General features: G+C 43.9%; 16 protein-coding genes. 12 read left to right on the top strand and 4 right to left on the bottom strand.

Annotated features, from left to right (window positions below; genetic code table 11):
• Positions 1-143: 143 nt before the first annotated feature.
• Complete coding sequence (locus MSHOH_RS19015; protein WP_048143645.1) at positions 144-1,019, bottom strand: DNA integrity scanning protein DisA nucleotide-binding domain protein; 876 nt, start codon at positions 1,017-1,019, stop codon at positions 144-146.
• A 435-nt stretch (positions 1,020-1,454) separates the two neighbouring features.
• On the opposite strand from MSHOH_RS19015, the gene thpR reads away from it, so the two are divergent.
• The gene (gene thpR, locus MSHOH_RS19010) at positions 1,455-2,000 is read left to right on the top strand and encodes an RNA 2',3'-cyclic phosphodiesterase (RefSeq protein ID WP_048142062.1); all 546 of its coding nucleotides are present in this window, start codon (positions 1,455-1,457) and stop codon (positions 1,998-2,000) included.
• 103 nt (positions 2,001-2,103) lie between these two features.
• On the opposite strand, the gene MSHOH_RS19005 is transcribed toward thpR, so the two are convergent.
• Both MSHOH_RS19005 and MSHOH_RS24425 read right to left on the bottom strand, forming a co-directional pair.
• On the bottom strand, positions 2,104-3,129 hold the full coding sequence (locus MSHOH_RS19005) for an FAD:protein FMN transferase (protein ID WP_048142060.1): 1,026 nt from the start codon (positions 3,127-3,129) through the stop codon (positions 2,104-2,106).
• Positions 3,130-3,981: 852 nt separating this feature from the next.
• On the bottom strand, positions 3,982-4,131 hold the full coding sequence (locus MSHOH_RS24425) for a hypothetical protein (protein WP_162197660.1): 150 nt from the start codon (positions 4,129-4,131) through the stop codon (positions 3,982-3,984).
• 115 nt (positions 4,132-4,246) lie between these two features.
• Here MSHOH_RS24425 and mmcA point away from each other — a divergent pair, with 115 nt between their 5' ends.
• From mmcA to MSHOH_RS18950, 11 genes are all read left to right on the top strand, one after another.
• A complete protein-coding gene (gene mmcA / locus MSHOH_RS19000) occupies positions 4,247-5,725 on the top strand; it encodes a methanogenesis multiheme c-type cytochrome (protein ID WP_239451061.1) in 1,479 nt (492 codons plus the stop codon).
• Positions 5,703-7,046: an Rnf electron transport complex subunit RnfC gene (gene rnfC, locus MSHOH_RS18995; RefSeq protein ID WP_052730935.1), complete on the top strand. Its 1,344-nt coding sequence runs from the start codon at positions 5,703-5,705 to the stop codon at positions 7,044-7,046. Before mmcA ends, rnfC begins: the two co-directional genes overlap by 23 nt.
• A 4-nt stretch (positions 7,047-7,050) precedes the next feature.
• Positions 7,051-7,950, top strand: coding sequence for an Rnf electron transport complex subunit RnfD (gene rnfD, locus MSHOH_RS18990; RefSeq protein ID WP_048142057.1), 900 nt, complete (start codon positions 7,051-7,053; stop codon positions 7,948-7,950).
• A complete protein-coding gene (gene rnfG, locus MSHOH_RS18985; RefSeq protein ID WP_048142055.1) occupies positions 7,947-8,507 on the top strand; it encodes an Rnf electron transport complex subunit RnfG in 561 nt (186 codons plus the stop codon). The genes rnfD and rnfG overlap by 4 nt, the downstream gene beginning before the upstream one ends.
• Positions 8,508-8,511: 4 nt before the next feature.
• Positions 8,512-9,147, top strand: coding sequence for an Rnf electron transport complex subunit RnfE (rnfE, locus tag MSHOH_RS18980; protein WP_048142053.1), 636 nt, complete (start codon positions 8,512-8,514; stop codon positions 9,145-9,147).
• Between the two features lies 1 nt (position 9,148).
• On the top strand, positions 9,149-9,739 hold the full coding sequence (gene rnfA, locus MSHOH_RS18975) for an Rnf electron transport complex subunit RnfA (RefSeq protein WP_048142051.1): 591 nt from the start codon (positions 9,149-9,151) through the stop codon (positions 9,737-9,739).
• A complete protein-coding gene (locus tag MSHOH_RS18970) occupies positions 9,736-10,548 on the top strand; it encodes a Fe-S cluster domain-containing protein (protein ID WP_048142049.1) in 813 nt (270 codons plus the stop codon). Before rnfA ends, MSHOH_RS18970 begins: the two co-directional genes overlap by 4 nt.
• 47 nt (positions 10,549-10,595) lie before the next feature.
• Complete coding sequence (locus MSHOH_RS18965) at positions 10,596-10,931, top strand: DUF4870 domain-containing protein (RefSeq protein WP_048142048.1); 336 nt, start codon at positions 10,596-10,598, stop codon at positions 10,929-10,931.
• A 312-nt stretch (positions 10,932-11,243) separates the two neighbouring features.
• Positions 11,244-12,248, top strand: coding sequence for a replication factor C small subunit (locus tag MSHOH_RS18960; protein WP_048142046.1), 1,005 nt, complete (start codon positions 11,244-11,246; stop codon positions 12,246-12,248).
• 126 nt (positions 12,249-12,374) lie between these two features.
• Positions 12,375-12,887 carry a COG2426 family protein gene (locus MSHOH_RS18955; protein ID WP_048142043.1) on the top strand — a complete coding sequence of 171 codons (513 nt, stop codon included), beginning with the start codon at positions 12,375-12,377 and terminating at the stop codon, positions 12,885-12,887.
• A gap of 174 nt (positions 12,888-13,061) precedes the next feature.
• The gene (locus MSHOH_RS18950; RefSeq protein WP_048142041.1) at positions 13,062-13,325 is read left to right on the top strand and encodes a 4Fe-4S binding protein; all 264 of its coding nucleotides are present in this window, start codon (positions 13,062-13,064) and stop codon (positions 13,323-13,325) included.
• A 262-nt stretch (positions 13,326-13,587) separates the two neighbouring features.
• Here the strand turns inward: MSHOH_RS18950 and MSHOH_RS18945 are convergent, their stop codons facing one another.
• Entirely contained in the window at positions 13,588-13,812 is a 225-nt protein-coding gene (locus tag MSHOH_RS18945; protein WP_332881617.1) for a histone family protein, read from the bottom strand.
• Between the last annotated feature and the right edge of the window lie 279 nt (positions 13,813-14,091).

Raw genomic sequence — 14,091 nt, 5'->3', positions numbered from 1 at the left:
AGGTATGTGCATTCTCTTTATTAATGAGTATCCGTTTTTCCCTCGAGTTTCCATGCCTGGAATCGGGGACTCTATAAAAAAGGTAATTAAATATGGGCAGTTAAAAAACCGCTAAATATTTTTTTCCTCTGGTGTTCTAAGTTTCAGAGGTATCTTGATGCAGGTTGTAAGGACTCCATACAGATAGTTTCTTTTGCGTCTTTGTATACTCTGAGGACTCCTCCTGACTCTGATACTGTAATTGAAATTGCTACCGTATCCCTGCTGATGGCCGCAGCTGAAACATGGCGCCCTCCAAGTCCTTTTTCAATGTCAATATTTTTTCCGTCCACGTCAAGGTATCGTCCCGCTGCATGGATAATGCCTGTCTCATCTATTACAAAAACCCCGTCAAGCTGGGCAAATTCCTTTATGGATTCCCAGTTTTTTCTGTCAAGGATATTTCTATGGATTTCCTCATGGCCTGCATACGGGTTAAGAATTATCTGATGAGAGCGTTTAAGGACTTCTTCGGAGTCTCCTACAATAAAGGCTGCCCCTATTTTTTTTCCTTCTCTGCCTGTGAGGGCAATATCAAAAGCAATTTTCAGAACTGCGTTCATAACTTCAGGTCTGACCCTCTCTTCACATTCTTTCATTGCTTTTATAAGGGGGTTCTCATCCAGGTTATGAACTATGATAGAGCTGGAACCGCGAGTTTCAACAACACCGACTACAATTCCGCTTCTGGGACCTTCAAGCACATACTCTATGGCTGTGGCATGCTGCAGGTGGTCAACATTGCCTGAAGCCTCTCTGTTGAGCTGGTCACTGAGCTCTTTTGCAGGATTTTTTCCATCTTTACTGGTTGCTACAAGATGGTCTATTATACTTTTGGGACGCATGGAGATATAATAAACCGGAACTTCCCCGGTTTCGATCCCCTCAAAACTCAGATCTCCGGAGACCATGATTGCGGCAGCACCAAGCTCCTGGGAAATATGGGCTGCCGCTTCTGCAATTATACGTGCTCTTTCCATGTCATCCATCCCTTTTTATTTTTACGCAATCATTTTTGCAGTCCTGCTGTTTTAGTCCAGAGTTTATTTATAATCTGCTGTTGATTTTGAAATTAATTATTATTTCTTTGGGCTAATGTTATTTCCATGGGTTAACATTATTTCTCAGAGTTAACATTAACGGTAATTATGTACATAATAAGCCTGTTTATTCTCCAGTGTAATATCTGATATATTATAATTATTCTGTAATTGCTCTTATTTTTCTCTTTTTCGCTACTAACTTTTTCTTAACTTCCATTACTTATTTTCTTTTCTTTTCTTTTTCCAGATGTCGTTCAGCTCACTAGTTCACAATTTCTCAGGGAAACTATATGCTGAGCCTGTTTTTTCAGAAATATAGGCTTACGGAAATCTTTTTCTGTTTCTTCCTTCTAATTTATACTGGTGAAAACCTTGATCAGGACATTCATAGCAGTGGAACTGGACCCGAGTTTCAGGGAGGAAATCAGCCAGATTCAGGAAAGATTTTCCGGATTTGATTTGAAGTTTGTTAACCCCGAAATTGTTCACATAACTCTGAAGTTTCTCGGTGACATTAAAGAGTCAATGGTCGCCCCAATTGCAGAAGCTCTTGATTCCATTATGTGTGAGCCTTTTGAAGCAAGAATTAAAGGTCTTGGAGCTTTCCCAAAACTTTCAAACCCTAAAGTCCTCTGGTTGGGAGCAACAGGGAACTTCGAAACCCTTCATGCTGATGTGGAAACAGTACTGAAGCCCTTTAAGTTCAAAGAGGAGGAGAGGGCATTTACTGCCCATGCTACCCTTGCCAGGGCAAAATTCCTTAATAAAGATCAAAAAAATGCTTTTGCAGATGTTCTGAAAGAATTAAAAGATATCGAACTCGGCAGTATGCGGGTGAATAAAGTGCTTCTGAAAAAAAGCACTCTAACTCCCGATGGTCCTATATATGAGACTCTGCACACTGTATACCTGGACTGATAGCTTTTCTTGCGCTGAACTGTCTCAGTCCTGCATATCAATTCTTTTTAATCTACCAGTTGCTTTTGTGCACCTGAACGATAGCACTACTATTGATTTGATCTCAGATAGAACCTTCTGCTTCATATTCCTTGAACCCGCTTGAATACACAAGCCTGCGGTCCTCGGTTATTATAAGGCATTCAACCCCTTCGAGATTTTCTACCATCTCAAGCCCTTCTTCTTCGCCCATCACGAAGACTGCGGTTGCAAAAGCATCGGCATCAATAGCGCTTCTGGCAATTACCGTGCTGCTAATTATGCCTTCGGAAGGATACCCTGTTCTCGGATCCGAGATATGGGACACCCGCGCAGATTCGTTAAAATAACGTTCGTAGTTTCCGCTTGTTGCTACTGCAATATCACGAGCTTCAATTGCAGTAATATACTGTCCGCTTCTGTCAGGATTCTGAAGGCCTACCATCCAAGGTGTCCCGTCTGGCTTCTGACCTATATACCTTCCGTCTCCTCCTGCGTTCACGAAAGCGTTTTCAATCCCGTTTTCCTGCAGAGACTCAATTGCTCTGTCAACAGCATATCCTTTTGCAATCCCGCCGAGGGCTACTTTCATCCCGGGTTTGAGACTTATATTTCCATCCTCGATGTTTATTTCCGAGTAGTTTACAAGTTTGAGAGTTTCGTTCAGTTCATCTGCGGTAGGTGGTTCCTGAGGTCCGCCTGGAAGGAATTTACTTCTCCAGAGATCTAGTACAGGCTGGATAGTGATATCAAAGGCTCCTCCGCTTTTGTCTGAATAGTACTTTGACTGCTCCAGTACGTGGATAAAAGCAGGGTCAGCGTTTTCGACTTCTCCTCTGGTGTTCAGAATATTGAGTTGACTGTCTTCTTTTGAGGGGCTCATAAGGTCGTCAACCCTGTAAATCTCATTAAAGGCATCATCTATTACTTTTGAAGCTTCGCTTTCATTAGAAGCATATACAGCTACAGTAACTGTGGTATCCATAATGCTTCTTGTCTGCTGGAACTCCTGAAGTTCTCCGTTCTCTTGGGATTCAGACTGCACGCAGCCTGATACTAAAATCGATATAATCAATAAAAACGCAAATAGTATTTTGTATTTGGAATTCATGCTCTATCAATTTTACCTGCTTGTTTTATATGTTTGGGTTATTTTTTTTCTCTTAGATTCTGAAGTCTTTCAAATCTTTTCTTACTCTTTCCGATCTTTTTTCATCTTTACTAGCAAAAACAAAATTGAAAGGAAGATCTTGTTTTATCTTTTTTTTGATTTACTTTTTGTTTATAATGTCTTCCCTTTACTCTCAAGTTTTCCTTCCTACCAATTTTTTTGCTTGTTCTTTGTGGTCTATTTTCGTTGATGAGAAATCTATTGTGCTCTCTTGCTGTCTATTTTGTTGTTGTGTTTTTCTCCTGACTATGGGCAGGACTTTCTTCAGTTGCTCTCTTTAATTCCCTTATGCCTCATGATTAATTATTAATTATTTATTGATTGCCGGTTACTAAATACATGACAAATTTTATATAAATCTTATGTTATATATGTTCAATGGGGCTTTTTTCCTTTACGAGAGGTCAATCACATTTCTTTTTCCTTAGACTATTTGTGCAGGGACTCTACCTGTTTTTAATGTATAATCATGTATATTTTCTTCGGAAAACTATATATATAAAAAAAGTATAAGTTTTAACTTATATCTCAAATATTTTATATATTTGATTAATATACGTCACGTGCTATATATAAAGTATATATTTTAATTACTTTATAAAAATCTATTCAATTCCCTCAAACTTATTTCGAAAGAAATAAGTATTACCTCACGCAAACATTTTTCGTTGAAGTGGAATTTAGCTTTGTTTTTCGGAGTAAAATGGCTATCTAAAGCAAGGAAAGAAAAAAGCCGGTGATCAAAAAACATTCAGGAAAACCAGTGATGCCAATAAGGGCTAGGCTAACCGTTCATGCCAGTTCCTTCTCAGCTTCAGTTTTCCGTTTAATTGATTTTCCTTTCAGTCTCTGGATAATGTCATTGGGGATCTGGAAGGAACGGCAGTGTACACCTCCTGGCCGTGTACGATTCAGCCGTAAATATCCTTCAATCTCATTCATTATCAATATAAGTTTCAAGTTGTTGAACTTTGAACTTTGTTTCTTTCCGAGTATGAACATAACAACGTGAACAAAAAAAGAGAATGTGGTCGTTATGAATAGGTTAAATCTGTTGGTGTCGGGAGTCGCTGTGCTGCTTCTTGTGGCTGCTGGTGCCTATTCTTCTCTTGGATATGCAGGGAATGATCAAATTGCATCCCATTACATGACCAAGGGGGAATGGTCCGATACGGTCTGCGGAGGCTGTCACTTCGACGTCTACGAAAACGTCAATCATTCTTATCATGTACAGGTAAACATGAGCAGGTGGTCTCCCCTCACAAATTTTGATCTTGAAACATCTGGAGAAGAGGAATGGGTCAAAGAGTTCGGGAAGTATCACCCTGGCGGAGGTCCGCTTGCAGCATATGGTATTGGCATTGACTGCATGATGTGTCATGAGCAGTACGGTCTCTATGACTTCGAAGCTCGTGCCGAGAAGATCGAAAATGGAGAATATGCTGATGCAAACGAAGCAGCCATGGTAGAATCAAGCTATACTGCGAGGACCAATCCCGTGCAGTTTTTCGTCTACAATGCTAACCTGCTTACCCCCTATCCCCTGCTTATCGTTTTCCATGACGATGTAAACGGAGCTCCTTCACACGAATCCTGTGCTCAAAAGTGTCACATCCGGAATGTTGAAAAGAGTGCTGTAGCCTGGGGCAATGAGGAAACCTATGAAGAGCTTGATGCCCATGCAAAAGCAGGAGTCGAATGTGCTGAGTGCCACCACACTGAAGGTTTCATTATCACCTCGGACCATCAGATCGGGCGCGGAAATACTTCCGGTACTCCAGACCTTCCTGATAGTCACTTTGATGATACAATGCGCAGCTGTGACGATGAAGACTGTCACGCAGGTATCTCTCACGGGCCCTTTGCAGACTCTCACATGGAATTCCTTGCCTGTGAAGCCTGCCATATCCCCAAGCTTCCTGGAGGGGAACTCGCCGGAGGCAAGCCTCTTAAAGCTTTCAGCTGGCAGAATGGAGAACGTGAAGACGTTTACTGGGAGGAAGAATTCCAGCCCACCCTTGCCTGGTACAATGGGAATTTCGGAGATGTTCTGCCGAGTGTGGACACAAGGAATGATTCCGATGTAAAGGTAACTCCTTTCAACAACATCACCGGAACCTGGTGGGATGCAGGCACTGACCCTGAAATACTCGCAAGCCCGAATACAAGTGTCTCTACGGGAGACCCAATCCCGATAAAATATGTAAAGGCAGCAGATGCTGATGGAAACGGTGAAGTCACAGTGGAAGAGATGCAGGCTTACGATGCAAATGAGGACGGACAGGCTGACTATCCCAATGCGATATTAAGAACAGTGGATCTCTATTACCAGGTATCCCACAACATTGTGAGCAGTGATGTTGGAATAGCTAATCCTTACACCTGCAAGGACTGCCACGGGAATGCATCCGTGATTGATTGGGCATCTCTTGGCTATACGGAAGACCCTGGAGGAGAGGCGTCAGCAGTGAAGAGTATTGACATTAGTTATGCCAGGCCGAGACCTGTAGAGGTTGAAACAAAACCTGCGTTCTAAGGAGGTGACGAACCTGAGTGACGTTGTTAGACTTGATAAACTGCCTGAAAAGGCGATTATACCCATGAGGCAGCACGATGGAATTGCCTGTGCTCCTCTGGTTAAGAAAGGTGAAGCAGTTATTGTCGGCCAGAAGCTGGGGGAATGCGAGGGAAGTGACCTCGCCTATGTCCACTCCCCTTTTTGCGGGACTGTAGACTCAATAGAGCTGATGCCGAATCCCAGTGGAAAAAGAATTCTCAGTGTTGTGCTTACACCTTCGGAGTGTGCACAATCTGTTGATTTCGTGCCTGAGAAAAATGCACCTCCTTCAAGGTTAATTCAGATAATCAAGGAAGCGGGAATTGTAGAATATTACGAAAAGCCCACATACCTTGCCCTGAAGCCCGGAAAGAGGATCGATACCCTGCTCATGAATGCAACTTTTCCCCTTATTACCCATGCTTACCTGAACTCTCTTGATAAGGTTCTTGAAGGGTTCAGGCTTATGCTTGAAGCAAGTGGGATTCCGAGAGGGGTAATTGTTGTAAGAGCAGACGATAAGGAATCCATTAAAGCCTTCAAGAGTGCGAAGGTTGACGGTAAACCGCTCACTGTAGCTCCTATTATCGGAAAAAGGCATGCTGACTACTACCTTGAGGATGTGGAAGATCAGATCATCGTTGTTGCTGCAGGAAATATCACCTACACCCCAACAATGATGAACCTGCTTTCGGCCAATGTGATGGGCAGGAAGCTTCCTCTGGGAGGCGAGCCTTCAGACGCACATGTGGTAGTATGCGGAGTAAAGTCTGCCAAAGCGGTTTACGATGCCATATGCGAGGGCAAACCGTACCTTGAAAACGTAGTAACGGTTAAAGGGGCTGTTAATAACCCGAAGAGTGTAATAGTCAGGTTCGGAACCCCGATAAAAGATGTTATCGAAGCCTGTGGCGGTTACAAGGGCGAGCCCGGAAAAATTATTGTAAACGGGTCCATGGGCGGGATAACAGTATATACTGATGAGGCTCCGATAGTCAAAAACACTACCGGAATAGTAGTTCAGACTAAAGAACAGGTCCTGCGGGATGTAACATCTGCCTGCATACACTGCGCTCGCTGTGTAGATGCCTGTCCAGTAAACCTGCTTCCTACCAGAATTGCGTCGTACTCGGACCTTGGAAAATACGAGGAATGTGAACACCTGTACGCTATGAACTGTATTGAATGCGGTTCTTGTGCTATGGTGTGTCCTTCGAAAAGACATCTTGTACAATTGATAAGATACTCAAAGCTTCAGATCCAGAACATGTGTACCGCTGAAGCAAGAGGAGGCGACTAAATAAATGGCCTTTACAATATCTCCACCTCCTCACATAAAGGAAGGTGTATCGGTTAAAGCATTAATGTGGGGGAGATTTATTGCTCTTCTCCCGTTGTGTTTAGCTTCGATTTACTTATTTGGACTCCCGGCTCTCGGAATTCTTATTTCCGGAGTGCTGGGCGCAGTTTTTATCGAACTGGCAATCCAAAAGATATTCCATCAGAAAGTAACGATCGGTGACGGAAACGCAGCGTACCTGGGCTTGCTTATTGCACTGATAGTTCCACCCTCGGCTCCAATCTGGATGCCTTTTATAGGGGCAGTCTTCGGGGTAGGAATTGTAAAGCATGCTTTTGGAGGGCTTGGCTCTTATATGTTCCATCCCGCTCTGGCTACCTGGGTCTTCCTGAGTCTTTCCTGGGCTAGCCTGATGGTTCCGGGTTCAATTCCCCAGCTTGGCTCGCTCTCTGACCTGATCCTTGAAACAGGAGCAGGATTCCTGGCAGATGCCTCCCCGATTGCCATGATCGGTGTGCTGGTTTTGATCGCCAAAAAGTATGTTGACTGGAAAATCCCTCTAGCTTATTTATTGACAACAGTCATACTGGTAATTTTGCTTGGGGACCCTCTGGCTTACATCATTACCGGGACTTACTTACTTGGAGTGTTTTTCATAGCGACGGAAACATCCACGTCCCCTATAACCAGAAATGGAAGGTTTGTTTATGGAGTAGTTTGCGGGTTTCTGACAGTGATTTACGGGTACTTTACCGGGGACTATATCTCAGGAACACTCTATGGTTTGCTCCTTTCAAACGCGATTTTCCCGCTAATCGAGCGCGCCACCTTACCAAAGCCCTTCTCAGCTCCGGTAATTACACATTCCGCTGCTCCTAGAGCCGCTGGAGGTGAAGAAGAATGAAAAATACACCAGTAAACATAATTGTCAAAATGATTGCGCTCTCAGCCCTTGCAGCTGTGCTTCTTGCTCTGACTTTCGTTCCTACGCAGGCGCAGTTAAAAGTGCTGCAGGCAGAACAGGAGAAACAGGCGTTAAAGGCTGTTCTTCCCCAGGCTGCAGATTTCGAGCCCGTGACCGGAGACCAGGTAGATGCAGACGGTGAACCCATTGTTCTGTACTTCCGTGGGGTTGACTCTTCCGGAAATATTGTAGGGTATGCCTTCAGGAATACTCAACCCGGTGCACAGGGGTTAGTTGAAATCCTCGGTGGAGTAACTGCGGATTTCGGTACAGTGACAGGAATGGAAGTTATGTCCCACTCCGAAACTCCGGGGCTTGGAGCAAAGATCACCGAGCCCGGTTTCAAGTCTCAGTTCCTGAACCTGCCTGTTACAGATCTGAGCCTGAGCAAAAATGGCGGAAAAGTTGACGCCATTTCCGGTGCAACAATCTCTTCTGTTACAGTGGTAAACGCTCTGCACACCGGAATTGATAATGTAAGAGCTGTGGAAGGGTGATCATATGGCTGATAATAGGAATGTAGCAAGTGAATTTATGCGAGGAATCACCAAGGACAATCCTACGTTTGGCCTCGTGCTCGGGCTCTGCCCGACTCTTGCGGTCACCACTTCCGTTGCGAACGGGATTGGTATGGCCGCGGGCACTATTTTTGTCCTGGTCGGTTCAAACCTGCTGGTTTCTGTAATGAGAAACGAAATCCCTGATTCAGTAAGGATTCCAATAGAACTGATTGTCATAGCCACTTTCGTGTCGATTGTGGACATGGTAATGGAAGCGTTCACGCCTGATATATATGCAGCTTTAGGTGTGTATATCCCGCTTATCGTCGTGAACTGTATTGTGATCGGTCGTGCCGAAGCATATGCTCTGAAAAATGGAGTATTCTACTCACTGATCGATGGGTTAGGTGTAGGTACAGGTTTTTTGCTGATGCTTATGCTGATCGGAGGAATCAGGGAGCTTCTGGGAACAGGCGGAATCAACCTCTTCGGAATGCAATTAATTGACCTGGTATCCACGCTCGGGTTTAATCCGATAGGCATGATGACACTGTCTCCGGGAGCTTTCCTGACCATTGCGGTTCTGATGGCTATGGTCAACTACCGCAGAATCGTAAAAGCTATGAGAGGTGCTTAAAATGGCAGACGCATCTCTGTTTTCAGTATTCATGGATGGAGTATTCCTTAAGAACTTCCTTATAGTCCAGTTCCTCGGGCTCTGCTCCTTCGTGGGTGTCACAAAAGACGTAAAAAGTGCATCAGGGATGTCAGGAGCGGTTATCTTCGTTATCTCGATGTCCGCTTTAGTATCGTACTTCCTGTATACGTACGTTCTTGTACCTTTGAGGCTGGACTACCTTACTACAATCGCATTCATTATAGTGATCGCAGCGCTTGTGCAGTTGGTAGAGTTTATTGTCCGGAAGTTTATGCCCCCTCTATACAGGTCGCTTGGTATTTACCTGCCTCTAATCTCCACAAACTGTGCAGTGCTCGGAGCCGTATTGCTTAACGTGATGAATGAATATACATTCATTCAGAGTCTCACCTTTGGGGTTGCTGCCGGGCTTGGATACACAGTTGCAATGCTCATCATGGCTTCCATACGTGAATGGAGTAATGTAGTGTATGTCCCAAAAGCAGTTGGAAGAGGCGTCACGTATGCTTTCTTCATTGCTCTGATCATGTCGATGTCCTTTGCTAACTACTTCAAGGTGATTCCGCTATGATCGTTGCGTCAGAAGTTATGCCTGTACTCATAAACACCGTTTCGGTACTCGTCGGGCTTTGCATTGCAGTAGGCGCCATGCTGGTAATCGCCTCCAAAGTTTTTAAAGTGGAAACCAATCCTATGGTCGATGAGGTTGCCTCCCTTCTTCCGGGAGCTAACTGCGGTGGGTGCGGATTTGCCGGATGTGCTGCCTGTGCCGAAGCTATTGTCTTAAAAGGCGCACCTATCAACAGTTGCCCTGTAGGAGGGTTTGATGTTGCAAAACTGATCGGTGCAGTCATGGGGCAGGAAGTTTCAGAGACTGAAAAGTCGTTTCCATTTGTCCGCTGCCAGGGTGGCAATGTGAACTGTACAACCCTTTACGACTATGAGGGAGTTGAAGGCTGTAAAGCTGCCCTTATGCTCTGCGATTCAAGGAAAGGCTGTACCTACGGCTGCCTTGGTCTCGGAACATGTGTACGGGCCTGTCAGTTCGGAGCTCTCTCAATGGGAGAAAACGGGTTTCCGGTTGTGAACAAAGCCCTCTGTACAAGCTGTGGAAACTGTATCGCAGCCTGCCCGAACGGCGTGCTCACCTTTGCCATGGACTCCGAGAAAGTGCATGTGCTCTGCCGCTCCCATGATAAAGGTAAAGATGTCAAAGCAGTGTGCGAAGTCGGATGTATAGGCTGTAAGAAGTGTGAAAAAGAATGCCCGCAGGGGGCCATTAAGGTCACGGAATTCCTGGCTGAAATCGACCAGGAAAAATGTACAGGCTGCGGAGCCTGTGCTGGAGTCTGTCCGCAGAAAGCAATTGAGCTCCGGTAATCCGGGCTCATTTTTCTGACCTTGAAATAAATACAGAGGTGAAAAATATGCCGTACAAAACTTTCCTTGGCTTACCTGAAAATATAGTGGCTGCTCTTTGCTACCCTGTTGGCTGGCTCTCAGGCCTGTTCTTCCTGCTCCTTGAGCGCAAGAATAAGTTCGTCCGCTTCCACGCAATGCAGTCAATACTGCTTTTCATGCCGCTTGCTCTCTTTATCTTCCTTGTGGCATGGGTTCCTGTAATTGGCTGGTTCATTGCGGACGGTGCAGGGATGACAGCTATGCTGCTTATCCTTATTCCGATGTACATGGCTTTCAGGGGTTCAAAGTTCAAAATCCCTATCATAGGAAAGATTGCCTACGATTTTGCCTATGGTGAGTAAATAAACAGATTTAACCTGAAAACACGAATTGTCCTGAAAAGGGGCAATTTTACTTTCTTTTTAACATACATTCTGATGTGACTGTTTTCACTCTGATGTAACTGTTTTCACTCTGATGTAACTGTTTTATATCTTCCTTTTTTCTATTGTTTATACATCACGAGTTAAGTGTAAAATTTAAATCCAAAATTATATTTTCGGGACAGCGTTCCCTTAGGTATTCTTTTTTTCGAAATGCGGTCGATGTGACTTAAATATCGCAAACATTCGAAAGTTTAAATATTATCTTCTCTAATTAAGGTGCAAGCACAAATGGAGGACTTTAAGATTAAAGAAGAGATCTGGATTGAAAAATACAGGCCTGTCAGGCTGAGTCAGGTAGCTGGACAGGAAGAAACAATCGAACGCCTGATGTCTTATGTGGCAACTAAAAACCTTCCTCACCTCCTCTTTTCCGGGCCTCCGGGTGTAGGGAAAACAGCTTCTGCAGTTTCAATTGCAAGAGAGATTTTCGGGGAAGATTTATGGCGAGAAAATTTTACGGAACTCAATGCCTCGGACGAAAGGGGTATTGATGTTGTTAGAAATAAGATTAAAAACTTTGCAAAAACCGCTCCTATAGGCGGAGCTCCTTTCAAGATCATTTTCCTTGATGAAGCCGATGCCCTCACATCGGATGCACAGTCCGCACTCCGCAGAACTATGGAAAAATTCAGCAGCAACTGCCGTTTCATTCTCTCCTGCAACTATTCCTCCAAGATCATTGAACCTATCCAGTCCAGGTGTGCAGTCTACAGGTTCAGGCGGCTTTCCGATGAAGCCATTAAAGAAAGACTTGAATACATTGCAGAAGACCAGGGCCTGTCCATTACCGAAGGCGGGTATGAAGCTCTGATTTATGTAGCTCAGGGAGACATGCGAAAAGCCGTCAATTCTCTGCAGGCTGCTGCCTTCATTGATACGGAAAAGCCTATTTCCAGGGAAACCATCTACAGGACCACGGCAACTGCAAATCCTGAAGAGATTAAGAACCTTATCGAGACTGCCCTGCGCGGAAATTTCAGGGCTGCCAGAAAAGAGCTTAACAGGCTGCTTTATGAAGAAGGACTTTCCGGAGAAGATATCATAGGACAGATCTACAGGGTAGTTTCTGAAATGGATAACCTGATGATCCTTGACCTTGGACTGTCGGAAAGGGATATTGTCGCCCTTGTGGATATCATCGGAGAAACCGACTTCAGGCTAACCGAAGGAGCCAGTGAGAAAATCCAGCTGGAAGCTCTGCTTGCACATTTTGCCCTTTCAAGAGAAGACTGAGGTTTCAGAACTTCTGAAAAACGGTTTTGTCGCAAGCTCAGATCCAGATCTCTGAGATAGATGAAAGAGGCAGACTGAAGCGAGCCTTTTTCTTTTAAAAGATTCTAATTATCACTTCTGATTATTATGTCCGTTGAAAATTTACTGGTAGAAATGCTGGCCTCTGTGCCCCACTGGCTTTCAGTCATGGTTATAGGGGCTCTTCCGATTTCCGAACTGAGGGGTGCAATCCCTGTTGCCATGGGTATCTATGGAATGGGACCTCTTGAAGCTTATTTCCTTTCGGTGCTCGGAAATCTAATCCCTGTGGTTCCTCTCCTGCTTTTCCTTGAGCCGGTTTCGAAGAACCTGCGCCGCTACCGGATCTTCGATATATTTTTCACGTGGCTCTTTTCGAGAACTCGTAGAAATCACAGTGAAAACTTTGAGAAATACGGGCTCCTTGCCCTGACACTCTTCGTTGCCGTGCCTCTGCCTGTTACCGGGGCATGGACAGGCTGTGCAGCGGCTTTTGTCTTCGGAATTCGATTCAAGCATTCTTTTCCGGCAATCGCTGCAGGTGTAATGATAGCGGGAATTATCGTAACTGCTGTTACAATGACAGGCATGGGCCTGGCTGACCTTATTTTCGGGTCATGACCTTGAGGTCAGGCTTTCGAAATCTTCATATACCTTAAAAATATCAACTATATCATCAACAGAACAAATATAAATTTCTCTTTATATTTGTAGCCAGTCCTGCTTTTACAGCTTCTAACACGATCTGTTTCCCGTTGTCTGGCAATTCTATGGAGTTTTTTGAGGTGACTTTTAATGGCAAAGGCAGATAAGAAAAACAAAAAAATAGTTCAGTCTGAAAAGTGTATTGGGTGCGGGATATGTTATTCCGTTTGCCCTGTGAATGCAAAATTAATGAAAAGCGATGATTTTGACCCCGAAACTGCCGAGCTTGCACTCCGGATCATTGACGGTGTGGCAATAATCAGCGATGAGCTCTGCATTCGCTGCGGAGCCTGCTCAAAGAATTGTCCTGTGGAATCCCTCACGGTAGTTGAGCTTGAGTCCGCAACTGCATAATTAGTTTACGTAAAAATATGGAAAATGCTGTTTTTCAGCATTTCGTTCTTTTTAGTTCTTTTTCATTCCTTACAGCAGATTCTTATTCTTGAGCCCATACTCTTGAGTCAGTATTTCATACACTGGCAATCGGGTTTCTTTCAATACTCTTTGCAGTATTATCCGTCAAGTTGCTGCTAAGGGATGAGGCTGCGTACTCATGTCCTTTTAACCTGTAATTGTTTGCCAGGCAGATCTCTTTAATTTACAACATTCTTTTAATTTACAGCATTTCTTTAGCTAGCTTTATGTCTTCAGCCTTTACGGTTTTCCTGCCGGCGTGTTCTGCAAGTTTTATAGCTTCTTTTGATATCTGAAGCCCATAATCTTCCAGGATCTCCGTAAGAGCCATTCCTGCACTCTCGCTCACTCTGTGGGCACCTGCTGTCCTTATTAAACGCTCGATTGGTGCGAACGGTATAACTTTTGCTGCCATATTATCCTCCAAGCTTCTTTTCTTTAATGTAATTCCTTCTAATCTCTGATTTTGTAATCAGATTCTATAAATACTTTTGCTTATATCGGAGTTTTCTTTCCATCTTATTCAGCTTTTAATGCTCTTTTTCCCCTTTATTTACTTTGTAAAGCTTATTTTTCTCTTTTTTTATTTTAAATTATTTTTATAAGGATTCATCAATGCCGATAAATTTCTATAAATCTTTTCGACTCTTATCCTATCAATTTTATTAATTTGTTCTCGCTTCAAATTCCTGTTACTTTATTTTGA

The organism is Methanosarcina horonobensis HB-1 = JCM 15518 (assembly GCF_000970285.1).
Classification (GTDB): domain Archaea; phylum Halobacteriota; class Methanosarcinia; order Methanosarcinales; family Methanosarcinaceae; genus Methanosarcina; species Methanosarcina horonobensis.
This window is presented reverse-complemented; position numbering and strand designations above follow the sequence as displayed.